At 60.8% G+C, this 24,638-nt stretch carries 23 protein-coding genes; 5 read left to right on the forward strand and 18 right to left on the reverse strand.

What is annotated here, in order from left to right:
• Positions 1 to 7 precede the first annotated feature (7 nt).
• From GGU46_RS16895 to GGU46_RS16905, 3 genes are all read right to left on the reverse strand, one after another.
• The gene (locus tag GGU46_RS16895; protein WP_183404734.1) at positions 8 to 544 is read right to left on the reverse strand and encodes a hypothetical protein; all 537 of its coding nucleotides are present in this window, start codon (positions 542 to 544) and stop codon (positions 8 to 10) included.
• Positions 541 to 1,467: a rod shape-determining protein MreC gene (mreC, locus tag GGU46_RS16900; RefSeq protein WP_183404735.1), complete on the reverse strand. Its 927-nt coding sequence runs from the start codon at positions 1,465 to 1,467 to the stop codon at positions 541 to 543. The genes GGU46_RS16895 and mreC overlap by 4 nt, the downstream gene beginning before the upstream one ends.
• Positions 1,468 to 1,591: 124 nt before the next feature.
• Positions 1,592 to 2,617 (reverse strand): rod shape-determining protein, encoded by a 1,026-nt coding sequence (locus tag GGU46_RS16905; protein WP_139924622.1) that lies wholly within the window; start codon positions 2,615 to 2,617, stop codon positions 1,592 to 1,594.
• A 347-nt stretch (positions 2,618 to 2,964) separates the two neighbouring features.
• Here GGU46_RS16905 and GGU46_RS16910 point away from each other — a divergent pair, with 347 nt between their 5' ends.
• A complete protein-coding gene (locus GGU46_RS16910; protein ID WP_183404736.1) occupies positions 2,965 to 4,218 on the forward strand; it encodes a PAS domain-containing protein in 1,254 nt (417 codons plus the stop codon).
• Positions 4,219 to 4,343: 125 nt separating this feature from the next.
• Here GGU46_RS16910 and purH read toward each other — a convergent pair whose 3' ends face one another.
• Positions 4,344 to 5,879 carry a bifunctional phosphoribosylaminoimidazolecarboxamide formyltransferase/IMP cyclohydrolase gene (gene purH, locus GGU46_RS16915; RefSeq protein WP_183404737.1) on the reverse strand — a complete coding sequence of 512 codons (1,536 nt, stop codon included), beginning with the start codon at positions 5,877 to 5,879 and terminating at the stop codon, positions 4,344 to 4,346.
• A gap of 178 nt (positions 5,880 to 6,057) precedes the next feature.
• Here purH and GGU46_RS16920 point away from each other — a divergent pair, with 178 nt between their 5' ends.
• From GGU46_RS16920 to GGU46_RS16930, 3 genes are read left to right on the forward strand one after another with little or no spacing between them, the layout of a single operon-like run.
• The gene (locus tag GGU46_RS16920; RefSeq protein ID WP_183404738.1) at positions 6,058 to 7,236 is read left to right on the forward strand and encodes an acyl-CoA dehydrogenase family protein; all 1,179 of its coding nucleotides are present in this window, start codon (positions 6,058 to 6,060) and stop codon (positions 7,234 to 7,236) included.
• A gap of 59 nt (positions 7,237 to 7,295) precedes the next feature.
• Positions 7,296 to 8,081, forward strand: coding sequence for a PIG-L deacetylase family protein (locus GGU46_RS16925; protein ID WP_183404739.1), 786 nt, complete (start codon positions 7,296 to 7,298; stop codon positions 8,079 to 8,081).
• Positions 8,065 to 8,667: a class I SAM-dependent DNA methyltransferase gene (locus GGU46_RS16930; protein ID WP_183404740.1), complete on the forward strand. Its 603-nt coding sequence runs from the start codon at positions 8,065 to 8,067 to the stop codon at positions 8,665 to 8,667. Before GGU46_RS16925 ends, GGU46_RS16930 begins: the two co-directional genes overlap by 17 nt.
• Here GGU46_RS16930 and GGU46_RS16935 read toward each other — a convergent pair.
• The 8 genes from GGU46_RS16935 to GGU46_RS16970 all read right to left on the reverse strand — a co-directional run bounded on the left by GGU46_RS16935 (position 8,664) and on the right by GGU46_RS16970 (position 15,048).
• On the reverse strand, positions 8,664 to 9,896 hold the full coding sequence (locus tag GGU46_RS16935; RefSeq protein ID WP_183404741.1) for a glycosyltransferase: 1,233 nt from the start codon (positions 9,894 to 9,896) through the stop codon (positions 8,664 to 8,666). The two genes, GGU46_RS16930 and GGU46_RS16935, sit on opposite strands and share 4 nt — an antisense overlap.
• Positions 9,897 to 10,096: 200 nt before the next feature.
• Positions 10,097 to 11,359 (reverse strand): BamA/TamA family outer membrane protein, encoded by a 1,263-nt coding sequence (locus GGU46_RS16940; RefSeq protein ID WP_183404742.1) that lies wholly within the window; start codon positions 11,357 to 11,359, stop codon positions 10,097 to 10,099.
• Positions 11,360 to 11,536: 177 nt separating this feature from the next.
• Positions 11,537 to 12,466 carry a geranylgeranylglycerol-phosphate geranylgeranyltransferase gene (locus GGU46_RS16945; protein ID WP_215906378.1) on the reverse strand — a complete coding sequence of 310 codons (930 nt, stop codon included), beginning with the start codon at positions 12,464 to 12,466 and terminating at the stop codon, positions 11,537 to 11,539.
• Positions 12,467 to 12,591: 125 nt separating this feature from the next.
• Positions 12,592 to 12,786, reverse strand: coding sequence for a cold-shock protein (locus tag GGU46_RS16950; RefSeq protein ID WP_110978692.1), 195 nt, complete (start codon positions 12,784 to 12,786; stop codon positions 12,592 to 12,594).
• A 152-nt stretch (positions 12,787 to 12,938) separates the two neighbouring features.
• Positions 12,939 to 13,442 (reverse strand): KdsC family phosphatase, encoded by a 504-nt coding sequence (locus GGU46_RS16955; RefSeq protein WP_183404743.1) that lies wholly within the window; start codon positions 13,440 to 13,442, stop codon positions 12,939 to 12,941.
• A 64-nt stretch (positions 13,443 to 13,506) separates the two neighbouring features.
• Positions 13,507 to 13,743 (reverse strand): Fe-S cluster assembly protein IscX, encoded by a 237-nt coding sequence (gene iscX / locus GGU46_RS16960; protein ID WP_183404744.1) that lies wholly within the window; start codon positions 13,741 to 13,743, stop codon positions 13,507 to 13,509.
• 96 nt (positions 13,744 to 13,839) lie between these two features.
• A complete protein-coding gene (locus GGU46_RS16965) occupies positions 13,840 to 14,169 on the reverse strand; it encodes a 2Fe-2S iron-sulfur cluster-binding protein (RefSeq protein WP_183404745.1) in 330 nt (109 codons plus the stop codon).
• Between the two features lie 69 nt (positions 14,170 to 14,238).
• Positions 14,239 to 15,048 (reverse strand): Rossmann-like and DUF2520 domain-containing protein, encoded by an 810-nt coding sequence (locus GGU46_RS16970; RefSeq protein WP_183404746.1) that lies wholly within the window; start codon positions 15,046 to 15,048, stop codon positions 14,239 to 14,241.
• A 482-nt stretch (positions 15,049 to 15,530) separates the two neighbouring features.
• On the opposite strand from GGU46_RS16970, the gene GGU46_RS16975 reads away from it, so the two are divergent.
• Entirely contained in the window at positions 15,531 to 18,152 is a 2,622-nt protein-coding gene (locus tag GGU46_RS16975) for a T9SS type A sorting domain-containing protein (RefSeq protein WP_183404747.1), read from the forward strand.
• Positions 18,153 to 18,483: 331 nt separating this feature from the next.
• Here GGU46_RS16975 and ccsA read toward each other — a convergent pair whose 3' ends face one another.
• The 6 genes from ccsA to GGU46_RS17005 form a co-directional block, all read right to left on the reverse strand.
• Positions 18,484 to 21,087: a cytochrome c biogenesis protein CcsA gene (ccsA, locus tag GGU46_RS16980; protein WP_183404748.1), complete on the reverse strand. Its 2,604-nt coding sequence runs from the start codon at positions 21,085 to 21,087 to the stop codon at positions 18,484 to 18,486.
• Positions 21,088 to 21,159: 72 nt separating this feature from the next.
• The gene (locus GGU46_RS16985) at positions 21,160 to 22,080 is read right to left on the reverse strand and encodes a hypothetical protein (RefSeq protein ID WP_183404749.1); all 921 of its coding nucleotides are present in this window, start codon (positions 22,078 to 22,080) and stop codon (positions 21,160 to 21,162) included.
• 78 nt (positions 22,081 to 22,158) lie between these two features.
• Positions 22,159 to 22,587, reverse strand: a complete 429-nt coding sequence (locus GGU46_RS16990) for a cytochrome c maturation protein CcmE domain-containing protein (protein ID WP_183404773.1) — start codon at positions 22,585 to 22,587, stop codon at positions 22,159 to 22,161.
• A 146-nt stretch (positions 22,588 to 22,733) separates the two neighbouring features.
• On the reverse strand, positions 22,734 to 22,979 hold the full coding sequence (locus GGU46_RS16995; protein WP_183404750.1) for a CcmD family protein: 246 nt from the start codon (positions 22,977 to 22,979) through the stop codon (positions 22,734 to 22,736).
• Positions 22,960 to 23,634: a cytochrome c biogenesis protein gene (locus tag GGU46_RS17000; RefSeq protein WP_183404751.1), complete on the reverse strand. Its 675-nt coding sequence runs from the start codon at positions 23,632 to 23,634 to the stop codon at positions 22,960 to 22,962. The genes GGU46_RS16995 and GGU46_RS17000 overlap by 20 nt, the downstream gene beginning before the upstream one ends.
• A 157-nt stretch (positions 23,635 to 23,791) precedes the next feature.
• Positions 23,792 to 24,433, reverse strand: coding sequence for a heme exporter protein CcmB (locus GGU46_RS17005; protein ID WP_183404752.1), 642 nt, complete (start codon positions 24,431 to 24,433; stop codon positions 23,792 to 23,794).
• Between the last annotated feature and the right edge of the window lie 205 nt (positions 24,434 to 24,638).

Below are 24,638 nucleotides of genomic sequence, written 5' to 3' on the forward strand. Positions count from 1 at the left end.
TCACTTCTCACCTGCTTCGGCGGCGGGTTGGGAAGAACACCAGCTGAATAATCAGCAACGTAAGCCCAGTGTAAAGAGTGCTGACCACAATTTTAGCCAGCGTGATGCCTGGCACCTGAAAGGAGCCCAGCTCCAGCAGGAAAAACGCCGCGTGGTGAATAGCCGTGAGCAGGGCCAGGTACACCACCATCCACTGCCAGCCCATCTGGTGAATGTTCACCGAGTCCTGGGTGTCATAGCCGTCGCGCGGGGTGAGCAGGCGCAACACCCAGGGCCGCAGGTACATCAGCAGCACCGTAGCGGCGGCGTGCACCCCACCGGTATCAAAGAAAATATCGAGGGTAATGCCCGTCAGGAAGCCCAGCAGCAGCTGCACCACAATGGGGGTAGCAATGGGCAGAAACAGCAGAAAGCCCAGGTAAATAAAGCACCAGCCCAAATTGAACAGCACGAAATCGGTGCCACTGATCAGCAGCACGTAGAGGGCCAGGTAGCCTACCCCGCGCAGCAGCTGCCACACCATGCCTAGTACGCCGCCCCTCATGGCTTGCCCTCCCCTTCCGGCAATACGCCGGCCCGCGCTTCCAGCGTGTCGCGCTCGGCTTTGGGCCGGCTCGTGACCAGATACACGTACATCAAGCGCGAAAAATCCACGGCCAGCTTTACCCGCACAGTCCAGAAATTTTTGTCCGGCTCCCGCACAAACGAGTCAACGGTGCCAATGAGTACGCCCTCCGGGAAAACGGCATTGTAGCCCGAGGTAACCACGGTGTCGCCGCGCACCAGCTGGTTCTGGCGCGGCACCTCATCGAGCAGCACGTGGGCCGGGTCTTCGCCCAGCCACCGGATAGTGCCAATGGTACCGTCGCGCTGAATACGGGCCGAAATACGGGTTTTGGAGTGCAGCACGGAGGTAATGGTAGTGTAGTGCTCAGAAGCCACTTTTACCCGGCCTACCACCCCAGCCGCCGAAACCACGCCCATGCCTTCCTTTACCCCATCCACGGTACCCACGTTCAGGGTCAGGTAGTTATCTACGCGGCGCAGGGTAGCACTGACCACCCGGGCCGGAATCAGGGGGTAGTCGGGGTCACGGGCGGGCAGCTGGCGCAACCCCAGCAGCAGCGAATCAGGCCGGCCGAGGCGGGCCAGCCGCACCTGGGTTAGGCTGTCCTGGCTGACGGGCAGCGAATCGGTTTCCCGGCCTCCCAGGTCGGAGCGGTACAGCTGCTGGCGGAGCAGGGCATTTTCCCGCATCAGCCCCTTATTCACGTCAATCAGCCGGAAATAATCCTGCACCTGGTTGCGCCAGTCCAGCACCAGCCCCACGTAGGCGTTCGAGGAGTTGAAAAAGGCCGCGCGCTGGTAGGTGCTGTTCCGAATCAGGAGATATAAACTCAACACCTCCAGCAACGCAAACACGAGGATGCCCCGGTAGCGAAATAGAAAGGCGAGGAGGTTATTCATGTCAATTAAAAATTAAAAATTAAGAACTAAGAATTACTGACCGTTCGGAGTAGCCCTCTGCCTAAGCGAAATGGCTGCATGAACGACCAATTTTTAATTCTTAATTCTTAATTTTTAATTGACGCTAGGTCAGTAGAACGCTGCGGAAAGCGGGAATATTCTTGATGGCAGCGCCGGTGCCGCGTACTACGGCGCGCAGCGGGTCTTCGGCAATGTGGATGGGCAGCTTGGTTTTCGCGGCCAGGCGCTTGTCGAGGCCGCGCAGCAGGGCCCCGCCCCCGGTCAGATGAATCCCGTTTTCGTAAATGTCGGCCGACAGCTCGGGCGGGCTGATTTCCAGGGCTTTGAGCACGGCCTCCTCAATTTTGGCCACCGACTTATCCAGAGCAATGGCAATTTCCGACGACGTTACCTTGATAACCTTCGGAATGCCGGTCATCAGGTCGCGGCCGCGCACCTCAAAGTCGGCGGGGGTTTGCTCCAGCTCCGTGAGGGCCGCGCCTACCTCAATCTTAATGCGCTCGGCGCTCCGCTCCCCAATCAGCAGGTTGTGCTGGCGGCGCATGTAGTCCAGAATGTCCTGGTTGAACACGTCGCCGGCCGTTTTAATGCTCTGGTCGCAGACGATACCCGAGAGGGCAATTACCGCAATTTCGGTGGTGCCGCCCCCGATGTCGATAATCATGGAGCCGACAGGCTGCTCCACGTCGATGCCGATGCCGATGGCGGCGGCCATGGGCTCCTGAATCATCCAGACCTCCTTGGCCCCGGCGTGCTCGGCGGAGTCGCGCACGGCGCGCTTCTCTACCTCCGTAATGCCCGAGGGAATGCAGATAACCATCCGGTGCGAGGGCTGAAACAGCCGCGTCCGGGTGTCAATCATCTTAATCATGCCCTTAATCATTTCCTCGGCGGCGTGGAAATCGGCAATGACGCCGTCTTTCAAAGGACGAATGGTTTTGATGTTGTCGTGGGTTTTTTCGTGCATTTGCTGCGCCTGCCGCCCCACGGCAATTACTTTATTGGTAGTGCGGTCTTTCGCAATGATGCTCGGCTCATCCACCACGATTTTGTCGTTGTGAATGATGAGGGTGTTGGCCGTGCCCAGGTCAATGGCAATATCGCTGGTCAAAAAATTGAAGAAACCCATCGAGTAACGGCAAGTAAATGAGAACGGGCCGGTTGGCCCGTCAAAAGTGGGGCAAAAGTAAGCAAGTTTCGGTGAAGCCCGATGCCCGTTGCTGCTGCTGCGCCAAAAGACGCCGCCAAGCGCCGGCCTCACTCGCGAAGGAAACGTTCGGCAAGCCCGAGTTCGTACGCCAGCAAACCGCAGCCGGACAGGTAGTGACAGAACCCAGTATATGTATTTTTATCTATATACCAATTAAACTGCCCATTGCGCGCGCATTAGCGTAGTAGTCAGCACGACTGTTTTGCCGGAGCGTTGCCCTACTGATTACCCGGACCGCTCCTCTGTTCTATCGACTTTTTATTTCTATGTTGCGCCCTACCCTGCCCACCAGTGCCTCCCCTCCGCCCGCCTTGCCCGACCTTGGCGTGTACGCCGAGTTGCAGGAGCGCTACGAGCAGCTGCAGCGGGCTTATGCCACCGCCGAAGCTAGCCTGGCCTACTACCAGAGCCTGCACGAGCACGCCCCAATAGCCTATTGCACGCTCAGCCCCGACGGCGCCGTGGTGCACCTGAATCAGCAGGCCGAGCGCCTGCTGGAGCGCAGCACCGAGCAACTGCGGGGAATTGTCTTTGCCACGCTCGTGGACCCGCTGCAGCGCTGGGACTTTCTGCACTCGCTCAAGCAAATCATGACCAGCCTGCTTCCTCAGACCGGGGAAGTGGTACTGCGTACCGGCTACGGCCGCACGCTTACGGTGCAGCTGGAAGGCACTACCACCGTAACGCCGGCTGGGGAGCGGCACTACCTGCTGGCCCTGCTTGATATTACGGAGAGCCGGCAGGTAGCCGAGGTGCTGGCCGCCAGTGAGCAAAAATTCCGGCGCCTGTTTGAGCAAAGCACGGACGCGGTAGCCCTGATGCAGAACGAGCAGTTCATTGACTGCAACGCGGCCGTGCTTGCGCTGCTCGGGGCCACCGATAAGCAGCAGGTGCTGGGTCATTATCCCTGGGACCTGGCCCCGTACGAACAGCGGCCCGGGGTGCGCTCCAGTTCCTACTTCCGCGAATCGGTGGCGGAAGCTCTGCAGTCAGGCTCGAAGCGGTGCGAAGGCATTCTGTGCCGCTTATCCGGGGAGTTTATGTGGGTAGAAGCCGTGCTGACGCCGGTGAAAACAGATGGGGAGCTGCTACTGCACGTGCTCTGGCGCAACATCACGGCCCAGAAGCAGGAGCAGCACCGGCGGCAGGAATACGAGGAGCAGCTGCAGCTGGCACTGGAAGCTACCGGGACCGGCGTCTGGGCCTGGGACGTGGCCACCAATCAGGTGCACTGCAACGCGCAGGCCCGGCGGTACTTCGGGTGGCCAGCCGAGGAAACCACATCCGTTCCGCTGGACCTGCTGCAGGCCGCACTATCCCCCGCCGATGGCACGCTGCTACAGGAAGCTCTGGACCATGCCTGTCAGCCCGGTGCTATGCTTACCTGCACCGTGCGCGTTCTGGGGCCCGATGGCTCAGCACACCCGCTCGTCCTGCGAGGCATCCGGGTCAGCAATGAGTTCGGCCACCAGCAACGCATTCAAGGCATTGTGTACCCCCCACGCGCTGACGCCGGATAACAGTAACGAAGCATAACAGCGCTGCCGCCGGCTGCTACCCTGCATGTGGAGTAGCAGCCGGCGGCAGCAAACTTCTGGACAGCCAACGAGAGCAGAGCGAAGGCCCTACCTCGTTGGCCGCTTCTTTAGTGCTTGAAGTGGCGCACGCCGGTCAGGACCATGGCCATACCCAGGCGGTTGGCGGCGGCAATGCTGTCCTGGTCTTTGATGGAGCCGCCGGGCTGCACCACGGCCCGGATGCCGGCTTCACCGGCAATTTCTACGCAGTCGGGGAAGGGGAAGAAGGCGTCGGAGGCCATAACGGCACCTTGCAGATCGAAGCCGAAGCTGCGGGCTTTTTCGATGGCCTGGCGCAGGGCATCTACCCGAGAGGTTTGCCCTACCCCGGAAGCCAGCAGCTGCCCGGCCCGCGCCAACACAATGGTGTTGCTTTTGGTGTGCTTGCAGATTTTGAGGGCAAACTCCAGGGCCGCCACTTCCTCCGCCGTCGGGGCCGACTCGGTTACGGAGCGGAACTCGTTGGCGCCTTCCACCACGCGGTCAAAATCTTGCTCAATAATGCCATTGAGCAGCGTTTTCACTTGTTTGGCTGGGAACTGCACCGGCTTCTGGCGCAGTAGAATGCGGTTCTTTTTGCTTTGCAGAACGGGCAGAGCATCGGCAGCAAACTCCGGGGCAATCAGCACCTCGAAAAACAGCTTGTTCAGCTCTTCGGCGGTGGCTGCATCCACGGGCTTGTTCACGATAATCACCCCGCCAAACGCCGACACTGGGTCGCAGGCCAGGGCGTTGAGGTAGGCTTCGTGCAAGGTATCGGACTGGGCTACCCCGCAGGCGTTGGTGTGCTTGAGAATGGCGCAGGCCGCCTGCTCATCGGTGGCAAACTCCTGCATCAGCAGCACGGCGGCGTCCACATCTACCAGGTTGTTGTAGCTGAGCTGCTTGCCGTGGAGCTGGTCGAAAAGGGCCGTCAGGTCGCCGTAGAAGGTGCCGGCCTGGTGGGGGTTTTCGCCGTAGCGCAGGGGGGTAGCGGGCTTTTCGCTGAGCTTGAGGGTAGCATTGCTGAGCTCCGTACCCTGGGCCATGTAGCGGAAAATCTGGGTGTCGTAGTGCGAGGTGGCCTCGAAGGCGGCGGCGGCGTAGTGGCGGCGGTCCTCCAGGTCGGTGGCGCAGCCCTTGGCCTGCAGCAGCTCCGTTACGGCCGCGTACTGCTCGCGGCTGCTGACCACCAGCACGTCGCGGAAGTTTTTGGCGGCGGCCCGCAGCAGGGAAATACCCCCAATGTCAATCTTCTCAATTACCTCCTGCTCGGCGGCGCCGGAGGCTACGGTTTCCTCGAAGGGGTAGAGGTCCACGATTACCAGATCGATGGGCGGAATCTGGTGCTGCTCGGCTTCCTGCAGGTCGCCGGCCTCATGGCGGCGGTGCAGAATGCCGCCGAACACCTTCGGGTGCAGGGTTTTTACGCGGCCGCCAAACACGGCCGGAAAGCCAGTGAGAGTTTCTACGGCCGTTACCGGGGCGCCCTGCTCCTCGATAAACTGCTGGGTGCCACCCGTAGAATAAATAGTTACGCCGTGCGCTTTCAGCAACGCTACCAGGGGCTCCAGACGGTCTTTGTAATAGACGGAAACAAGGGCGGAACGAATGGGCTGCGACATGGCAAGCAGGGTTTGATGAGAGGTTGAAATGCGCCGCGAAGGTAGGCAGCCCCCGTCAGAGCGGTGTTACGGAATTATTAACAGCCACCGGGCGCCGGAGTTGGCGGCGGCGGGGCTTTCGGCCATTACGGCTGGGTTTGCCGTATAGCCAAGCCCGACCATTTATCGGCGTGCTTGTATGACCGTTTCCGCTACCCCTGCCCTGGCTGCCAACCCGCTGACTACCCCCCAAGCGGCCGAAGAAGCCGCGGCCGCCTTGGCCCCGCGCCTGTTTGCCCACGCGCCCCACTCCGACCAGGAAGGCGGCTTTCCGACCGAGGAGTTCGACTGGCTGCGTGAGGTGGGCTTGCTGGCGGCTCCGTTGCCTCCGGCCCTGGGTGGCTCCGGCTTATCCGAGGCCGCCTGCACTGCATACTTGCTTAGCACCCTGCGCCACATCGGGCGCGGCAACCTGGCAGTGGGGCGGGTGTACGAGGGCCACGTAAACGCGCTGCAGCTGATTGCCCGCTTCGGGCGGCCCGACCAGCAGGCCCGCTGGGCCGCCGATGCCCGCTCGGGCCACTTGTTTGGCGTGTGGAACACCGAAGCCCAGGACGGGGTGAAACTGGAGCCGCTGCCTAACGGCCGCTACCGCCTGCGCGGCAGCAAAACGTTTGGGTCGGGAGCGGGCCACCTGACGCGCCCGTTGCTCACCGGGGCTCTGCCCGATGGGGGCTGGCAGATGCTGGTGCTCCCCGCCGATGCCCTACCCCCCGAGTACAACAAAACGTTCTGGCGGCCCCTGGGCATGCGGGCCTCGGCCAGCTTTCGGGTTGACTTTACGGGCCTGGAACTGGACGCGCAGGAGTTGCTGGGCGCCCCCGGCGACTATTACCGGCAGCCCTGGTTTAGCGGGGGCGCCATTCGGTTTGCCGCTGTGCAGCTGGGCGGAGCCGAAGCCATTTTCGATGAAACCCGCCGCTTCCTGCGCAAGCTGGGCCGCACCGACGACCCCTACCAGCGCCACCGCCTGGGCGAGATGAGCCTGCTGGTAGCCAGCGGCCAGCACTGGCTGCGCGCCGCCGCCGATTTTGTGGCTCATTCCACGGCAGAACTTACCGGACCCGAGGCGGCGGAAGCCACTGTGGCCCATGCCAACCTGGTGCGCTCGGCCATCGAGGAGCTTTGCCTGCGCCTGATGCCCCTGGCCGAGCGGTGCGTGGGGGCCCGGGGCCTGCTGCGCCCGGAGCCCTTCGAGCGCCTTCACCGCGACCTGACTCATTACCTGCGCCAGCCCGCCCCCGACGCGGCCCTGGCCGACGCGGGTCGCTACGCCCTGCAGCAGGAGCAGCCCGCCTACCGGCTCTGGCAGGGGTAAGTACGTATCCGTTTGTAGCATCCGTTTTTCCACTGCTGCAGTTGTAGCGCATTTGGCACATGGTTTCCTCTCTCTTCGCCTCCTACCCTTCCCTACCCCTCGAACAGGTAGTAACCTTCGGCGCCACCACCATTGTGGCGCCACACCCCGATGATGAGTCTTTGGGGTGTGGGGGGCTGCTGGCACTGCTGCGGCAGGCGGGCGTACCAGTGTGGTGCGTGCTGGTGACGGATGGCACGATGTCGCACCCCAATTCACGGAAGTTTCCGGCCCCGGCCCGCCAGGCGCTGCGGGAACAGGAGCTGCGGACGGCCTTGGCTATATTGGGCGTAGAGCCGCAGCAGTTGCTTCCCCTGAACCTGCCGGATGGGGCCGCCGCTGGGCCGGACACGCCAGTTGGCCGGGCCGCCGTGCAGCGTTTGGTTTCGTTTTGGCGGCAACACCCGCCGGCCACGGTGCTGGTGCCATGGCGGCGCGACCCTCACCCCGACCACCGCGCCACCAGTCTGCTGGTGCGGGCGGCGCTGGCCCAACTGCCCGCTCTGCCGCGGGTGCTGGAGTATGTGGTCTGGGCCTGGGAACGGGCTACCCCCACCGATTTGCCTACCCCGGGGGAAGTCCGGGGCTGGCAGCTCAGCATCGGGGCCGTGCTGGAGCAGAAACAACAGGCAATGGGGGCGCATCACTCCCAGCTTCCGGGCTCACCCATCGACGATGACCCCGACGGCTTTACCTTATCAACTGCCATGCTGGCCCACTTCACGCAGCCCACGGAAATCTATCTGGAAGCTACTGATGGTTATTTTTCATCCCAAGCCCCTGCCACCCATGCAGCCCAACCATAACCAGCCTCATACCCTAGGCCCCGACTATTTTGCGGCGGTGTACGAAGCCAACGCCGATCCGTGGGGCTTCGAAACCAGCCCTTACGAGCGGGAAAAGTACCAGACTACCCTGCGGGCCCTGCCCCGGCCGCGGTATGCTAGCGCGCTGGAAATAGGCTGCTCCCTGGGCGTACTCACGGAGCAGCTGGCAACCCGGTGCGGGCATTTGCTAGCCGTAGATGTGGCCGAAGCTGCCTTGGCCCGGGCCCGGCAGCGCTGCGCCCATTTGCCCCAGGTAGAGCTGCGGCAACTGCGTATTCCGGAAGAATTTCCGCCTCAGCAGTTCGAGTTGGTTCTGGTTTCGGAAGTAGGCTACTACTGGAGCCCGGCTGACCTGGCCCGCGCTTCTGATTTGATAGTGCAAGCCCTGCCGGCCGGCGGCCACCTGCTGCTGGTACACTGGACCCCACCCGTGCACGACTACCCCCTGACCGGCGACGCGGTACATGAGTTCTTTCTGGCACAAACAGGCGCTGACGGCCCCCTGCGCCACCTGCACGGCGAACGGCATGCCACCTACCGCCTCGATTTGCTGGAACGGCGCTAAGCCAACGCACACTGCCCCTCCGGGCTGTCCACCAGCGCCCGATGCCCCCGCTCCTGGCGCGCCAGCTCCTGCCGCAGCTGCTGAATTGCTCCGGACACGGGAACTGGCGGCCACCGCCGGTGCGCATGATACAGAAACCGCGTCCGCATTTTTTCCCAGAGCTGTCCAAACGTGGCATGCCGGGCCAGTTCCTGCTGCAGATATGAACTGCCTTCCCTCCTGGGCTGCGGCAACACGAGGCTGCCATTCAACAACTGCTCCCCGGTATGGCAGTGCCATAACCGCCGTAGATGAGCCCGCAGACGCCACTCCGCCATCAGAAGAACGGGGTTCGTAACGGTGGGCTCCTGCCGGGCCGCGTGCTGAGCAGCCCACTGGCGCAGCTGCCACGAGAGCCCTACGGGCACCCGCCCTTTCTGGCGGCTGGAAGTAAACACCCGCACGGCCGGACTGTGGCGCAGGCGCTGATCATGCCGGAGCAGGGCCTGGTACAGGGCTTCATCCTCTAGGTAGGGCACCACCGGCAACCCACCTACGCGCCGGTACGCCGCGGCCGTCAGGGCCAGGCTGGCCCCAAAATGCTGGTGGTGCCGGGGCCAGGGGTCGTGGGTGATGGGGTCGAGGAGCTGCTCCAGTCGGGCCCGGAGGAGGTAGTATGCCGCATCCTGCAGCTGATGGCGGCGCAACGGGCTTCGGGAGTCCGCATCGTAGGCCAGAATGCGCCCGCCTACGGCATCGGCCCCCCGGGCCAGCTCGGCGGCAATGGCAGCCAGCCAGGTGGGCGCCACCCGGGTATCGGCATCGGTGCTGGCAATGAATGCGCCCGCCTGCCCTACCTGCTCCAGCCGCTGGCAGGCCTCGTCCATCAGCAAGCGGCGGGCCTTGCCTACGTGCGCCTCGGCAGCCGACAATGTTACTTCCGCTACGTGCACGACCAGCCGGGGGTAATGCGCCGCGCAGGTGCGCGCTACCTGGGCAGTACGGTCGCGGCAATTATTGGCCAGTACCAGCACTTCAAACCAGCCTTCGGGTAGCGGTTGGCCTTGCTCATCTACCTGAGCGGCCAGGGCGGCCAACGCCGCCGGTATGTTGGCGGCTTCGTTTTTGGCCGGAATAATAACTACTGCTCCCAGACTGGCGGCGGGTGGTGGAGCCAGGTGCCAGGGGGCAGGGTGGCCGCCCGTTGCGGCAGGCGCAGCATGAAAACGCAGGGGTAGGGCTTGCTTCATCAGCACTCTTGTACGGTTGGGCTAAGCAGAACGGTAATGCTGCCCCAAGAAGTTGTTCATTCTCTCCTCCCGGCGGCGGCTTTCCCTTGACTTGGGACCGTCACTTTCGGGGTAGCATACCTGCCTGCCGGAAAACAGTTGTGCCGGATTCAGACGGTGGCAGCCTGAACCCGGCACTTTCTATTCGCGACGCGGTAAGCTCAGAAAGCCTCGCCCACGGCGAAGATGATACCTGAGTTGCCCCCGGAGCCTACCCCGTAATCGAGGCGGACGTTCACCCGGTCGCGGCGGTTGAGGCGGAAGCGGGCCCCTACCCCACCGGCGTACTTCATCTCATCCAGCTTGTAGTCGCCGAGGCGGGGGGCTACCTGCCCCACGGCCCCAAACACTACCCCGTCAAAGCGCCAGAACAGCTTTTGCCGGATTTCGCCCTGGAAGGTGGAAAACTGCCGGTCGCGGAAGCGAGCCTCGTAGATGCCGCGCATCAGGTAGGCGTTGTTGTAGAGGGAGCCGCCCAGCGTGGCACCCATGCCGCCCAACTCGCGGAAGGGCACGCTGCCGGTGTGGTACTGGCCCAGAAACTGCAGGGCCAGAATGGTGTTGTTGGAGCCGAAAAGCGGGTTGAAATGGCGGGCGTCCACCATGTAGCGGGTAAACGTATAGTCGCTGCCCAGGGCGCCGCCGTTAAACAGAATGTGGGCATCTACGAAGTTGCCGCGGTAAGTGGCCAGCACGTTGTCGCGCCCATCGTAGAGCAGGGCTGGCCCCACGCCCGAAGTCAGGTAACCGTTGCGCTCCTTCGAGGACAACAAGTTATAGGGCGCCGGATTGCCCTGGTCTTCGTCGTTTAGCTCTACGTTGCCCAGGTTGGTAAGGCGGTAGCGCACCCCCACAAACAGGTTGGGCACCACCTTGGTCAGCACCTTTTCATCGAACACCCACAAGGGATATTGAATGTGGGCCTCGTTGCTCTTGCGGGTATCGTTGCCAATGCCGTAGTAGTTGAAGGCCAGGTCGTAGTAGCTCAGCTCGCCCTGGAAGAAGAACTTTTCTCCCTTGGTGAAAATGGTGTGCGTGAGCTGAACGGTGGTTTGCTTTTCTTGGGAAAACCAGGCAATCAGGCGGGCATTGGACTTACGCACGGTAGTATCCTGCCCAAAGCGCCACACGGGCAGAATGGCCGCGCCCACCGCAAAGCCGGTTTCCTGCTGGTAAAAGGCAATAGGAACCGGCAGAAAAATAGGTTTATCAGGGTCGTCGGGGATAAGCTTAAAGCTTGACTTGGCACTCAACGCCCGATTCAGGCCAACAGGCGCCCCTTCAGCAGGAGCTTCAGTGGCAGCGGTAGTAGAGAGCGGAGCGGCCGAGGCAACCAGCGCGGCGGCAGAATCGGGAGCTGACTGCGCCAGGGCAGCCGGAGCAGCCAGCGCGCCAAGCGCCAGCAGCGGGTAGAGAAAGCGCATACGTAGATGGCTGGGGTCAGAAATGGAGTTGGCAGCCGACGGCTTCTTGCCCCGCGGCCAGCAAGCGGGCCGGTTGGCATACCGTCGTCAGTACCTCTGCTAACGCAACTGTACCCTCCGCGGTTGTCAGCGGCTCTTCCCCCTGATTGTTTGCCAAGGCCTGCCCTCTTGGCCCGCCTAGTGTCCTAGTATCGTCATGGATAGCACCCCGGCTAGCATCACCCACTTACACCAGGCGCTCAAGACCGTGAAATCGCGCTTTCGGTCGGCCCGACGCAGTTTTTGGCCTAGCCCCGCCAGTGGCACCAGCACCAGCACCAGCAGCCAGCTCCCCAGCACCGGCCGCTGGGTAGCCAGGGCGTTGTAGGCCGCGCCCACCACCAGCAAACCCAGGCAAAACAGGAAAAACCCCGCCACCCACTTGGTGCGCGCTACCCCCCACACAATGGGCAAGGTCCGGCAGTCGTGCTGGGCATCGCCGCGCATATCCTCCACGTCCTTTACAATCTCCCGCACTACCGTCAGCAGAAAGGCAGCCAGCGCGTAGCCCCACACGGCGCTGTTCCCTGTGCGGGCCTGCAGCTCGGGCAGTAGCACCAAGGCGGCGGTTAGGGTGGCAATGCTCACGTTGCCGACCAGGGCCACCCGCTTAAACCGCACCGAGTACCCCCACAGCAGCAACGCCGAACCCAGATTTACTACCCCCAGCAGCGGCGATAATGCCCCGCTTACAGCTATGCCCAACCCCGACAGCAGCAGATGAGCCAGCATGGCGTGGCGCCGGTTGATTACCTTGCCTACCACCAGCCGCCCCGGCCGGTTGATGGCATCAATCTTAACATCGTAATAATCATTGATGATGTAGCCGGCTGCTCCCACGCTCAGGGCGGCCAGGGCCAGCAGCCCGAAAGAGGGGGCCAGCACCTGCCGCCACGGTGCCCCCGGCAGCAGCAGGCACGCCCGCACCAGCAGCAGGCACAAGCCCATAATCAGGAGGTTGGGCAGGCGCACCAGCCGGGCCAGCTGCTGCACAATGCCACGCTCCGGGGCCAGAGCCTCGCCTTCTTCTGAAGTAGGACGCGCAGAATTGGAGGAAGCAGCAGACATACAGAAAACCCAAACAGCACCGGGCCTGGCAAAGATGCACTCCCCCTCTTAAACCAGCATAAGAAAGCCTCTCCCGAGTTCGGAAGAGGCTTTCTATTTATGCTAAAAACCCGAGTAACCAGTGGTTACAGTTTCTTCACATTTACCGCGTTTACGCCCTTACGGCCTTCCTGAGTGTCAAACTCTACGCGGTCATTCTGTTGGATCTGGCCCCCGTTAAGGCCGGTAATATGGACGAAGAAGTCTTCCTTCGTACCGTCTTCCGTAATGAAGCCGTAGCCCTTCGACTCATTAAAGAATTTTACGGTTCCTGTTTTCATGTAAAAAAGAAAAAGAATAAGGTGAAAGATGGTTGGGGTAAATATAGAGGGATTTTAGAAAAGCACAACCCGAGTTTCGGCAAGCGCTGATGCGCCTACGGAACCTGTAAGTACAATATGGTATAGATAAGGTACTAGCCAATAGAGTTGAGCTACCACTTGTTCTGAGCTTTCAGCACAGCTTCAATCAGCTCCCGCACGGCCCCGTGGCCGCCCGGCAGCACGGCCGTGTAATTGCTGATGGCGGCCACATCGGCGGCGGCATCGGCGGGGCAGGCGGCAATGGCGCAGCGGCGCATTACCTCAATATCGGGCATATCGTCGCCCATGTAGGCAATGTGGGCGGGGTCGAGGCGGTAGGTGTTGATGTAATTATTGAAGATTTTCATCTTGTCATCGACTCCCAGAAAAATATCCCGCACATCCAGGGACTCCAGGCGCTTGCGCACGCCTTCTTCTTCCCGGCCCGAGATAACAGCAATCCGGTAGCCCTGGCGCAGCGCGTGCCGGATGGCATACCCGTCGCGGATGTGAAAAGCCCGGGCCTGCTCGCCGGAGTTAAGGGCTAGCAGCGTTCCATCGGTCAGCACCCCGTCCACATCCAAAATGAATGCCTGAATGGCTGATAAATCGGGCGGGGTAGTGGGTGAAATCATACTAGAAACTACTAAGAAATAGATTGCCGCGGGAGTAGCAGCGGCAAGAATCAGCGCCTTCCCCTTATTGATTATCGCGCCACTCGTACACCCACTTGGCCTGAATTTGCTCCAGGTGACCTTCGTTGGCTTGCTCGCGGGTGCCCTCAAAGTTGGGCAGGCTCAGCACCCACTCCAGCAGGTCCGTGAACCGGACACGGTAGATTTTGGCCTCGTTGAAGTCGTCGCCGAACTTCTCGTAAAGCGCCATGGCAATATCCTCATGGTCGCTCCACTGCATGGGGGGCTCGAAATGGTTCATCTAAATGAGTGGGGTTGATATGGGAGAATAGGCTGAATGTGAACAGAATGAGTGGGCAGCACATCGGCCACATTCTCACATTCACCACATTGAAAACTAGTGGCCCAGGAAGTTCTGCGGCGGAATCAGCACTACAACATCCTGATTGCCCTGTACTACACACTGGCAGCCCAGGCGTGAGTTGATGCGCGGATCCACGGCGCGGTCAATGAAATCTTCTTCCTTGTCGGAGATTTCGGGCAGGTCGTCTTCGCCTTTCAGAATATATAAGTGGCAGGTGCTGCAGCCACAGACGCCCCCACAGTTGTGCTGGAGCTGAATGTCGTTATTCAAGGCCACATCCAGCACCGATTCGCCCTGGGCGGCCACATGGGTCTGGTCGGGCTGGCCGTCCTGAAACTTAAAGGTGATGTTTACGGCTTTCACGGCGTAACGCTAGGAGAACGATGCAAAAATGCGGGTGCGAAGGTACGCATACCGCTACCCGAATCAAAGCTACACAACCCCCTCATTGTTTGGAGTAGCTGCTCCGGAAGCCTGCTGAATGCTTACAGTCAGGTCTTTATACAAAGCCTGCCACGCCGGCTTACCCGCCAGCGCGGCTTCGTGCCGGGCCAGGGTGGCGGCATCATGGCGTACTGCCGGCCCGGTTTGCACCGCAAACGGCGGCTCCGCCAGGGCTTTATCCAGGGTTTCGCGGATGAGTGGGTGGAGCAGCGGCCAGGGCAGGCCGGCTTCGGCCAGCAGTGCCCGGCTTATGCCCAGCAAGTGGTTGGGGAAATTGCAGGCCCATACGGCGGCTACGTGCAGCTGTAGGCGCTGCGCGGAGTTTACCAGCCGGACATCGGCACTCAGGGAGGCGGCTACCGTGCGCAACAGCTCCAGATCAGGCGCGGTAGTGGCCTCCAGGCACAGCGGCACAGTTCGCCACTCAATAGCCCGGCCCGGGCTAAACGTTTGGAGGGGATACAGCACGCCCCCCCGCACCTGCGCGCGCGCAGCAAACACACTCAGCGGTAGGGCCCCGGCCGTGTGCGCTACCACGGCGCCCGGCGCAAACCCGGCCGCCGCCAGTACCTGCGGCACGGCCCCGTCGGGCACGGCTAGTAGGTACAGATCGGCGGGGGGAAGGGCGCGGAGGTCGGTACCGGCGGTGGCGCCCGGAATAGTGGCCGCTACCGCCCCGGCCGAAGCCTGCGTCCGGCTCCAGACGTGCAGCACTGCATGGCCGGCCTGGGCCAGTGCCGGCCCCAGGTGCTGGGCTACCCGGCCGGCCCCCAGCAAAACAATAGTATAATGAGACATAAGAAAGTTAAGCCTGCTGTCCTCCGCTCCCATACCCTGCTGTTGAGGTGTGCGGCCGGAGAAATGCAACGGTCATTACTGGAGTAAGTCAGCCAGCGGCCATTGAGCCGGGCATTTGCTTGCGGAGAGGGAGGTAAGCACCCCAACACGAAGCTAGCTATTTGGGCCGTTCAGACCGGCTGGTGCTTTCTGAAACAATTACATCTAAAAGCCCTCTAAGGCTTGTTTTTAGCATTTTATCGACAAAAAATAAATCAATATTACATTATATGTCCCCAAAAATGGCTTTACTTTGAAAAGGGGATATCATGCCCTCTTCCTGTTGCTTCTCTACATCCACTCTTCACATTTTTTTCATGTCAAAAATTTACCCAGACTTGCTCACTCCCAAGCGGCTGGCGCTTGCCACCTTATTGAGTGTGGGCACGTTATCCGCGCAAGCGCAGGCCCCGGGGCAATTTGCCTATACTCCTCTAGCCAGTTTGTCCGGCACCATTGCGTACACTGATTTGGCCAGCACCGGTACTGCCATTGCGACGCCGAACACCGACGACGCCAACTCAGCCGCCACTCCCATTGGCTTCTCTTTTCAGTACAACGGCCAGACGTTCACGGACTTTGTACTAAACACGAACGGCTTTCTAAAGCTGGGAACTACGGCTCCGGCCGCCCCTTACTTCTATGAAGGCCCGCAGAGCCCATTTAAGGGCCCGCTGGATAACAACGCGGAAACCAACCTGATTCTGCCGTTTAACCTTGACCTGGAAGGCTCGACCACCACTGAATACCGGGTAGCTACTACCGGCACGGCCCCGAACCGGGTGTGCACCATTCAGTGGAAAAACGTGAGCGACAAGGCTTCGGGCAACGTTGCCAAGCAGTATTCTACGGCCAGCTTTCAGGTAAAGCTCTACGAAACCCTGAACCGGGTAGATTTCGTGTATGGCACGTTCACGGCTAATGCCGGCACTACGGATGCCTTGCGCACGGCGGCGGTAGGCCTGAAAGGCTCGGGGCCCGCGGCCGGCCAGACCCTAACGGTGCAGAAAACATCTACGGCGGCCTGGTCTGCGCCCGTCTTCCTCTCGGGTAACTACATCGGCGACGTGTTTAACGTGCGCAGCACCTCCCGCCCGGCGGCCGGCTTAGTGTACCGCTTCAATGCTGCGCAGCCCAAGGATGTTTCCGTACAGGTTATCCACTCGATGGGGAAAATTGCTACCCCCTACTCCCTGCCTCATACGGTAGCGGCCGCCGTGCAGAACCGCGGGCTGGAGGCCCTGACCAACGTGCCCGTTACCCTGACCGTTAGCGGGGCCAACACCTTCACCAGCACCAAAACGGTGCCTATTCTGTCGCCTGGTGCGGTTGCTACCGTTACGTTTGATGCTTACCCCGCCACGATGGCCGTAGGCACCAACAACCTGACGGTATCGGTTGCCGCTGACGACAACAACGACAACAATAGCCTGCCCTACACCCAGGTAGTGACAGCCGGCCCTGTGGCGTACATTGACGACACGCGCGCCTTTAACGCCACCGGCGTAGGCGTGGGAGCTGCCGGCGGCATGCTGGCAGCCAAGTACACGGTTAGCCAGGCTACTTACGTAAACGAAGTAAAGGCCACTTTCGCGGCTTCGGCCGGTAATACGGCGTCTTACCAACTGGTAGTGCTGGATGCTTCCGGCGCGGGCAGCACCCCGGGCACGGTTCTGTATGCCTCCCCGGCCCGCACCCGCACGGCCGCCGCCAGCACCGTAACCCTGCCCGTACCCAGCGTACGTGTAACCGGAGCTTTCTACGTAGCAGTTCGCGAACTGAGCACGAACGTGGCCCTGGCTTATCAGGTAGAAGATCCGCTGCGCGCGACTACCTTCTACTTCCAGTCGCCGGGCGCCGCCTGGACGCCGATCAACTCCACTACCCTGCGTACCCGCCTCGCACTGGATGCTACCGTAGGTCCTCAGCTGAGCTGCCCCATTGTGGGCGGTGCTACTATTTCTGCCATCACGCCTACTTCGGCAACCATCACGCTGTCGGGCGCACCTACGAGCGGTACGGGCTACTCGGTTATCTACGGCCCGGCCGGTTTTGATCCTGCCACCGCCGGCACCACGGTAACGGGTACCGGCCCGGCGTTTACCCTCAGCAATCTGGCCAGCAGCACAGCTTTTGACGTGTACATCCGCAGCAACTGCGGCGCCACCGACCAGAGCACCTTAACCGGCCCCTTCAAGTTCACCACGGCCTCGGCCTGCCCAACATCTACGCTGGTAAGCACCTTCCCGTACCGGGAGGGCTTTGAGGGCAACGGCGCCGGCATTCTGCCTTGCGGAGTTACCGTAGTTAACGCCAACAACGACGCTCAGACCTGGCAGGTAGCATCTTCTTACCAGGAAGGGGCCAATACCCTACCCCTGGGCGATGCCTCAACCAACGCCATGCTCTACCGCTTCAGCTCCAGCGCGGGCGCCGACGACTGGTTCTTCACCCCCGGTCTGGCCCTGCAGGCCGGCACCCGCTACCAACTTTCCTTCCGCTACGGCATGTACAACATTTTCTCTGCCGCGGTGTATCCCGAGCGTATGGAAGTGAAGTATGGCACCAGCGCTACCGTTGCCGGCCAGACTACTCTGCTCTGGAACAACGAGAACATTGTGAGCCCCGCCGGCGGAGCTGCTCCTTACCAGACAGCCAACGCCTCAAGCACGCCCGCCGTGGCCTCCATCACGCCTACCACCTCGGGCACCTACTACATTGGCTTCCACGCCAAGAGCGTAGCCGATCAGTACCTGCTGCTGGTTGACAACATCGAAGTAACGGCAACGGCCGTAACGGCTTCGTCGGATGAGTTGCTGCGCGCCATCACGCTGTACCCCAACCCCACGGCTGGTGAGCTGAAAATTGATGTGCGGGGCGCCAACACCAAGGGTGGCCTGCAGGTAGAAGTGCTGAACATGCTGGGTCAGCGCGTAAGCACGGCCTCCATCCGCAACAACTTCGAAAACAAAGTAGATCTGTCAAACCTCGCGAACGGTATGTACATGGTGAAAATCATGACCGGCAACGAGTACATGGTGCGCAACATCACTATTCAGAAATAACTACTCCCCTCGTGGGTCAGGAAAAGGGCAGCCCCATGGCTGCCCTTTTTTATGCCTGACGCTTGCGGCAAAGGGTCACGGCAAAACCCCACTTACGGAACCACCATCTGACCTCAACAGCATGGAATACAAGCAAAGCTGTTCTAATAGCAGATTCAGAAACGGTGCAGAGACGAATACTTAAGTACGGCGTCGTTTAAGAGGAAATCTTAGAGCCCTGCCCCGACTTTCCCAGTGCAACGCGCCGCCCCGGGCAACCGCCAACTACCCCCCAACAAAAAGCCCCGACCGGAATACCAGTCGGGGCTTTCTGCTGCGGCTAAGGCAATGCTTAGGCTACTTGGCGCGCCTTGGGCTGAGGCGTTACGTTAAGGACCTTTTCGCCGTCAGCAGGATCCACAAAGGCCTCCGTTTCGCGGCGGCGCTTGTAAATGGCCATACCAAAGCCGACGGCCATGAGCAGCGTACCGCTCCAGAGCAGGTTGATAAAGGGCTTCTCTACGGCTTTCAAAATGATGTAGTCCTTCTGGGTGGTGCTCACGCCGAACGTAAACTTGCCCTTTTCCGGATCGACGTTCAGGAAGCTCAGGCGCAGGCCCAGGTCTTCTACCTCGTCGGGCACGCGGCCAATCAGACGGTTGCGTACCACAAACACGGGGTGGACGTGGTACTGCTTCTTCTCTCCCATCACCAGGAAGTCGCCCTGAATGGCCAGGTCGCCTTTAGTCAGGCCCAGGCCGGCGGTCTGGTGGGCGGGCTCTACCCCGCGGAACACAGCTAGGTAATCGTTCAGGAAAATAGTGTCGCCTACGCTCAGCACGTGCTCTTTCACCTCGCTCCAATCCTTTTCCTTATCGGGTGGGGGCACGGCACTTACGTGAGAGTAGATGTCGTGGCTGAGGAATTGCTTGATATCAGGAGAGGCCAGCAGACCGTCACCCATTTCCTCGTTGATCTGGGCGCGGGGGTAGAGCGTGAAGGCTTCGCCGGTTTTGCGGTCCTTGTACTCGACGCGGTAATAGGTATTTTCCGGCAGAATCTCCACGGTGTCGCCGGCTTTGTAGTACAGTTTGTCGCCGCGCTTAATGTCAGCGCGGGCCAGGGCTTTGTACTCGTCGGCGGTGCGGAAGAGCAGCTGCTTATCTACATAGCCCGGTACGCCGGGCACATCGAGATACTGACCAGTGTAGCTGACGTCGTACTTGCCCATGGGAGCTTTGTCGTTGCGCCACAGCAGCACGTTGTCGCGGTTGGTGGTTTCATCGAACTCCCGCGAGTAGAGCAGGCCCGATACGTTCTGGCTGATGATATTGGAGTAGCCTGCCGAAGCCAGAATACCCAGCAGCATCAGGGCAATGCCGATGTGCGCGACGCCCCCGCCGGAAAGGCTCACCTTGCGCTTCATCAGAGTGAACACCATGCCCAGGTTGGCCAGCACCCCGAATAGGGCGGCCGTCAGGAGCACGATGTAGGTCGCCTCCATTTTCAGGCCGTAGTACTGCACCAGCAGAATCACCAGCGCGGCACCCAGCAGCGTCAGGATGCCGGGTACGGTCAGGGAGCTGGTCAGAGACTCCTTGTTGTTCTTTTGCCACCACATCACCTGGGCCAGCCCCGAGAAGAAGGCTACCCCTACCCCCATCCAGAGCTGGGCCTTGGTGTAGTGCTGAATCTGGTCGGCGGGCAGGGCCACATTCGTGGTAATCCCAATAAAGCCCATGAAAGCCTTATACACCGGAATGCTGGTGGTCCAGAGCACCTGGAAAGCGCCCAGGCACAGTACGGTAGCGCCCACAAATACCCACAGCTCGGCATTGTAGGTGGTCAGTTCTTTCTCCGAAACCGGAATCTGCTTCCAGCGCCATACCAGCAGGGCAATGGCCAGCACCACAAAGGCCATCAGGTAAATAATCAGCTGCCCGGAAAGGCCCAGGTCGGTGAAGGAGTGCACGGAGGCGTTGCCCAATACACCGCTACGGGTGAGGAAGGTAGCATAGAGCACCAGCAGGAAGGTGGCAATAACCAGCACGAAGGAAGTGCGCAGGGCCGTACGGCTCCGCTGCCACAGCACCAGGCCGTGCAAGGAAGCCACCAGCACCAGCCACGGAATGTACACGGCATTTTCTACCGGGTCCCAGTTCCAGTAGCCCCCGAAGTTGAGGGTTTCGTAGGCCCAGTACGCGCCCATCATAATCCCTACGCCCAGCACCAAGCCGCCCCACAGCGTCCAGCGCATGGCCGGGCGCACCCACTTGGTGAACTCGCCTTTCCAGAGGCCGGCAATGGCGTAGGCAAACGGCACCAGCGTGAGGGCAAAGCCCAGGAACAGCGTGGGCGGGTGAATCACCATCCAGTAGTTCTGGAGCAGAGCGTTCAGGCCAGTACCATCCTTGGGTACGAAATCAGGGTTGAGCTTGAATACCGGCAAATCCGGCATAAAGTCGCGCAGCAGAATGAAGGGCGAGGATCCGATTTTCAAGCCGCCCAGCACCACTCCCAGAATCATGGACGTCAGGAAGAGCTGCACGCCGGCAAACACCACCATCACGGGGGCCTCCCAGCGGCGGCTGTAGCGCATCAGCACAAAGCCGATGAGTACGTGCCAGAAAATCCAGAGCAGGAAGCTACCCTCCTGCCCTTCCCAGAAGCAGGAAATCATGTAGTACACGGGCAGGTGGTTGCTGCTGTGGCTCCAGGCGTAGTAGTACTCGTAGCGGTGGCCATGGATGATGCCGAACAGGGCGGCAATAACCACAAACACGGCCAGGCCATGCAGGGCAAATGCTCCCCGGCCCAGCCGCAGCCACGCCGCATCCGTGTCGCCGAGGACGCGGCCCTGCGAGGCTTTGTAGTAAGAGTATGCCGCTACAATGGCCGCTACAAACGCCACGATGACCCCTAAGTGTCCTACGTCGCCGATTAGTGTATTCAACATGTGCTACTGCATTGAAGAGAGAATGTTAGCCCGACGGTATACTACCCGGCCAGCATGAACTTGTTTTTAGTACTAGTGCCGTTGGCCGGCCAATCGTTTTATTCGGGCCCGGTGGCTGCGCCGCTCCCACGTCTGCTGTGTCTTGGCTGTTCGTTTAGCAGCCTCGGCCGCAGCCTGTATTTTGGCTTTATCGGACTGCGGCAGGGGTAGGCTGTAGGCGTACCATTGCTGCTGCACGATGGCCGGCGGCTGGCCCTCATCGGCATCGGTTATCACCTGATAGAGGTAGCGGCCGGGGGCCGTGAGCGTATCAGTCCAGGTGTACTCCGGGCTGGTGGCGCCGTACGTGGTGCGCTGCACCGGTACCACCGCTACGGCAGTGGCCCGAAACGCGGCCGCTTCGCGCCGCAGCACCCGAAACTCCCGCGGCGCCCCCAACGAATCGGGCAGCGTCCAGCGCAGAGAAACCAGCCGGCTCGTGGAAGATGCCACCGACGCTACCTGGGGCGGCGTCAGGGCGGGCAGCCCGCGGGGCTTGTCGCTGACGGTAAGCGTAAACTGGCAGAAGTCCTTGAGGTAGCCATCCACATCCAGCAAGTAGGGCTGGCCGGCCCGCAACGAGTCCAGCGTCACAAACACATCATCCTGGCTACCCAGCGAGGTGCAGGAAAGCACCCGGTACGTAGCCGGCTCGCAGGGCTGGCCCGTCAGGACCACCAGCTGCACGCCGCGGGTGTCGCGGCACTTCTGGCCTTCGATGTTGACGAAGTAGCGGCCCGAAGTACGGGGGGTAAACTCAAACCACTGGTCGTTGTGGTATTCGATGCACTTGCCGGTGAGCTTTTCCTCCACGCACGACCACTGCACGGTGCAGTTGGTGGTAGCAGAGGTGGCGGCTTCGTTTTGCCGCAGCACCCGCCGCTGCTCAATGTTATCGTTCGGCACCTGCGCCGGGGCAGCCTGTAACGAGCCGACAACCAGCAGCCCTGACATACTTAAAAAGCGCAGCCCGAAAGGGGCGGATTGCTTCTTAAATTGCTTCGTGCACCGGCCACTGCTCATTCCGGCTGTTTAGTTAACCGAGGCAGTTGCATCCTTAATATCTTTCTCCACGTACTTGGAGGGGCACTTCAGCAGGATTTTATCGGCCACAAACAGGTCGTTGCGCATGGCGCCGGTAATTACTACCTGCTCCGACTTGTCGAAGTCCTGGGGCTTGGGGTTGAAGTACACCACGCGCTGGGCAATGCGGTTGGTATCAACCAGCGTGAAAGCAAAGTAGTTGGGGTCCAGAGTAGGATTGTACTCCAGGCCCATGATGTTCTGCTGCACGTCGCGGGGTAGGCGCCCCACTACGTGCACTTTGGTCAGGTTTCCCTCGGCGGCCCGCTCCCGGGCTTCCTTGAATGATACATACACGCTGGCATCACCGGCGGCGCTCATGATGATACCAATAGCCACGGCAATAACGGCAATGGCAAGGATGTGGGCTTTTTTCATGTCGGGGTACAACAGGTTGGCTCCACCCGGAGCCGAGGACATTCAGAACAACAAAAGCAACTGCAAAGGTCCGCCGAAATGGTGAAATAGCGTGATTATCAACGGATGATTTTGCTTAGCTCACCGAGCAGCAGGCACCTGCCGGCTTACTCCCTGACTTCTTTTTCCAGCCGGCTCAGCTTGCGGTCCAGCGAAATCAGAAAGAACAGCAGCCCGGCCAGCACTACGGCAATGACGGCCACTACCACGTAAATTTTACCGTTTTGGCGCAGGGTGTCCGCCATTTCAGGCTCGTTGGGCGCGGTGGCCTGAGCGGCTATCCGCAGGGCCGGCAGCAGCAGCGCTACCAGCAGCAAAAGCCCGGTGCGCAGCTTAGGCAAGCTGTTTTTCATACACTTTTTGTTTAAGCAGGGAAACGCGGCTAGCTAGCTGGGCCAGCCAGAAAGCCAGTAAAGTCCAGCCGATAACGGCCGGGTAGAACACCAGCCGCATGTCGCTGTCGAGGTCGTACTTGGCGAAGGCCGGGTTGCCGCCCGCGCCGGGGTGCAGCGAGTCGGTGAGGCGGGGCAGGATGTAGAACAACGGCATGGCCGTGGCAAAGGCGAAGATGTTATAGATGGCCGATATACGGGCCCGCTGCTGCTCATCGGTAAAGGAGGAGCGCAGCACCAGGTAGGCACCATAAATCAGCATGGCAATGGCCGCCCCGTTCAGCTTAGGGTCGTTGGTCCACCAGGCTCCCCAGGTAAAGCGGGCCCAGATGCTACCCGTGGCCAGCCCGACCAACCCCATCAGAATACCCGTGCGGGCCGCCTCGTGCGCCCGGATGTCCAGCTCGGGCGTAGGCGTGCGCAGGTACCGCACCGAGTAGTACACTGAGGCCAGCAGAATGGCCGTCATCCCGAACCACATGGGCACGTGGAAGTACAGGTTGCGGATGCTTTCGTTGAGGATAGCCAGCCGGGGCACCGGCATCAGCAGCCCCGCAACGGCCACGTACAGCAGCAGCACCACGCTCAGGGCTTTCCACCAGTTTCTTCTAGACATGGATACAGAGAGGTGAGAAGTGAAACGCCGCCGGAACCCGGCCCGAGTGGCCGGGCATCTGGCTCGGGTTGGCAATGCTCCAACAAGCCAGATGCTTATTTTGTGCAGGAATCGGAAGCTGTTTCTTACTGGTCATAGCACACACTACGGCGCCCCATCAGGAGCGCCACAGAAAAGGAAACAACAGGTAGGAAACAGCGCCCACAATCATGTTCAGGGCCAGCAGCGTCAGCAAAGAAGTTTGGCTAGCATCGAATTCCAGCCCGTCCAGCGCGTTCTTGGAAACCTTGATCAGCAGCAGCAGCATGGGCACCATCAGCGGAAAGCCCAGCACGGCCATGAGGGTACTGCTGTTGGTAGCTTTGGCCGCAATGCCCGAAACAAGGGTAAGGGTGCTGGCAAAGCCCAAGGCCCCAAGTACCACGTTGCCCACAAACAACGGCACGTTCTGCACCGGATTGCCCAGCACCGTGGCGTATAGCCCGAAGGCGACCAGGGCCAGCCCCAGCAGCAGCAGGGCGTTGTAGCTTATTTTGGCCAGAATCACGGCCTGGGGCCGCACCACGGTGTAGTAGTAGAGCATACGCCCCCGGCTTTCCTGCAGAAACCCTTTGGCTACGGCATTCACGGCCGAAAACAGCAGCACAATCCAGAACAGTGCATTCCAGGCCGGGGCCGGCAGCTGTCCGCCGCGCAGTGAAAAGCTGAGGTAGCATACGAACACCGTGCTGCCGACGTAGAGGAGCATCCCGTTCAGGGCGGCCCGCTGGCGCCATTCCAGACGGAAGTCCTTCTGCATCAACACCCAAATTTCGCTTAGTAGCGTCACGGCAACACGGCTGGTAAAAGGACCACAAAGATACAACCCAACTCCCGGATTACCCCGCATTACTCCCCGAATAGCGCAACGCGGCTAGCGGTGGCCGCCTTTAGGGGCGGTCAACACAAAAAGCCGGCCCTCCCCCGCTACAAGGGAAGGCCGGCTTTAGCACTGGCGCGGGCTA

The organism is Hymenobacter latericoloratus (assembly GCF_014199535.1).
GTDB classification, from domain to species: Bacteria; Bacteroidota; Bacteroidia; order Cytophagales; family Hymenobacteraceae; genus Hymenobacter; species Hymenobacter latericoloratus.

What these genes read in the sequence shown, in the direction of transcription:
- GGU46_RS16895 (WP_183404734.1), bottom strand. Translation starts at nt 544, where the DNA reads ATGAGGGGCGGCGTACTAGGCATGGTGTGGCAGCTGCTGCGCGGGGTA.
- GGU46_RS17005 (WP_183404752.1), bottom strand. Translation starts at nt 24,433, where the DNA reads ATGCAGAAGGACTTCCGTCTGGAATGGCGCCAGCGGGCCGCCCTGAAC.
- GGU46_RS16985 (WP_183404749.1), bottom strand. Translation starts at nt 22,080, where the DNA reads ATGTCAGGGCTGCTGGTTGTCGGCTCGTTACAGGCTGCCCCGGCGCAG.
- GGU46_RS16935 (WP_183404741.1), bottom strand. Translation starts at nt 9,896, where the DNA reads ATGAAGCAAGCCCTACCCCTGCGTTTTCATGCTGCGCCTGCCGCAACG.
- GGU46_RS16990 (WP_183404773.1), bottom strand. Translation starts at nt 22,587, where the DNA reads ATGAAAAAAGCCCACATCCTTGCCATTGCCGTTATTGCCGTGGCTATT.
- GGU46_RS16925 (WP_183404739.1), top strand. Translation starts at nt 7,296, where the DNA reads ATGGTTTCCTCTCTCTTCGCCTCCTACCCTTCCCTACCCCTCGAACAG.
- GGU46_RS16955 (WP_183404743.1), bottom strand. Translation starts at nt 13,442, where the DNA reads ATGATTTCACCCACTACCCCGCCCGATTTATCAGCCATTCAGGCATTC.
- mreC (WP_183404735.1), bottom strand. Translation starts at nt 1,467, where the DNA reads ATGAATAACCTCCTCGCCTTTCTATTTCGCTACCGGGGCATCCTCGTG.
- GGU46_RS16920 (WP_183404738.1), top strand. Translation starts at nt 6,058, where the DNA reads ATGACCGTTTCCGCTACCCCTGCCCTGGCTGCCAACCCGCTGACTACC.
- GGU46_RS16995 (WP_183404750.1), bottom strand. Translation starts at nt 22,979, where the DNA reads ATGAAAAACAGCTTGCCTAAGCTGCGCACCGGGCTTTTGCTGCTGGTA.
- iscX (WP_183404744.1), bottom strand. Translation starts at nt 13,743, where the DNA reads ATGAACCATTTCGAGCCCCCCATGCAGTGGAGCGACCATGAGGATATT.
- purH (WP_183404737.1), bottom strand. Translation starts at nt 5,879, where the DNA reads ATGTCGCAGCCCATTCGTTCCGCCCTTGTTTCCGTCTATTACAAAGAC.
- ccsA (WP_183404748.1), bottom strand. Translation starts at nt 21,087, where the DNA reads ATGTTGAATACACTAATCGGCGACGTAGGACACTTAGGGGTCATCGTG.
- GGU46_RS17000 (WP_183404751.1), bottom strand. Translation starts at nt 23,634, where the DNA reads ATGTCTAGAAGAAACTGGTGGAAAGCCCTGAGCGTGGTGCTGCTGCTG.
- GGU46_RS16930 (WP_183404740.1), top strand. Translation starts at nt 8,065, where the DNA reads ATGCAGCCCAACCATAACCAGCCTCATACCCTAGGCCCCGACTATTTT.
- GGU46_RS16940 (WP_183404742.1), bottom strand. Translation starts at nt 11,359, where the DNA reads ATGCGCTTTCTCTACCCGCTGCTGGCGCTTGGCGCGCTGGCTGCTCCG.
- GGU46_RS16950 (WP_110978692.1), bottom strand. Translation starts at nt 12,786, where the DNA reads ATGAAAACAGGAACCGTAAAATTCTTTAATGAGTCGAAGGGCTACGGC.
- GGU46_RS16945 (WP_215906378.1), bottom strand. Translation starts at nt 12,466, where the DNA reads ATGTCTGCTGCTTCCTCCAATTCTGCGCGTCCTACTTCAGAAGAAGGC.
- GGU46_RS16970 (WP_183404746.1), bottom strand. Translation starts at nt 15,048, where the DNA reads ATGTCTCATTATACTATTGTTTTGCTGGGGGCCGGCCGGGTAGCCCAG.
- GGU46_RS16905 (WP_139924622.1), bottom strand. Translation starts at nt 2,617, where the DNA reads ATGGGTTTCTTCAATTTTTTGACCAGCGATATTGCCATTGACCTGGGC.
- GGU46_RS16910 (WP_183404736.1), top strand. Translation starts at nt 2,965, where the DNA reads ATGTTGCGCCCTACCCTGCCCACCAGTGCCTCCCCTCCGCCCGCCTTG.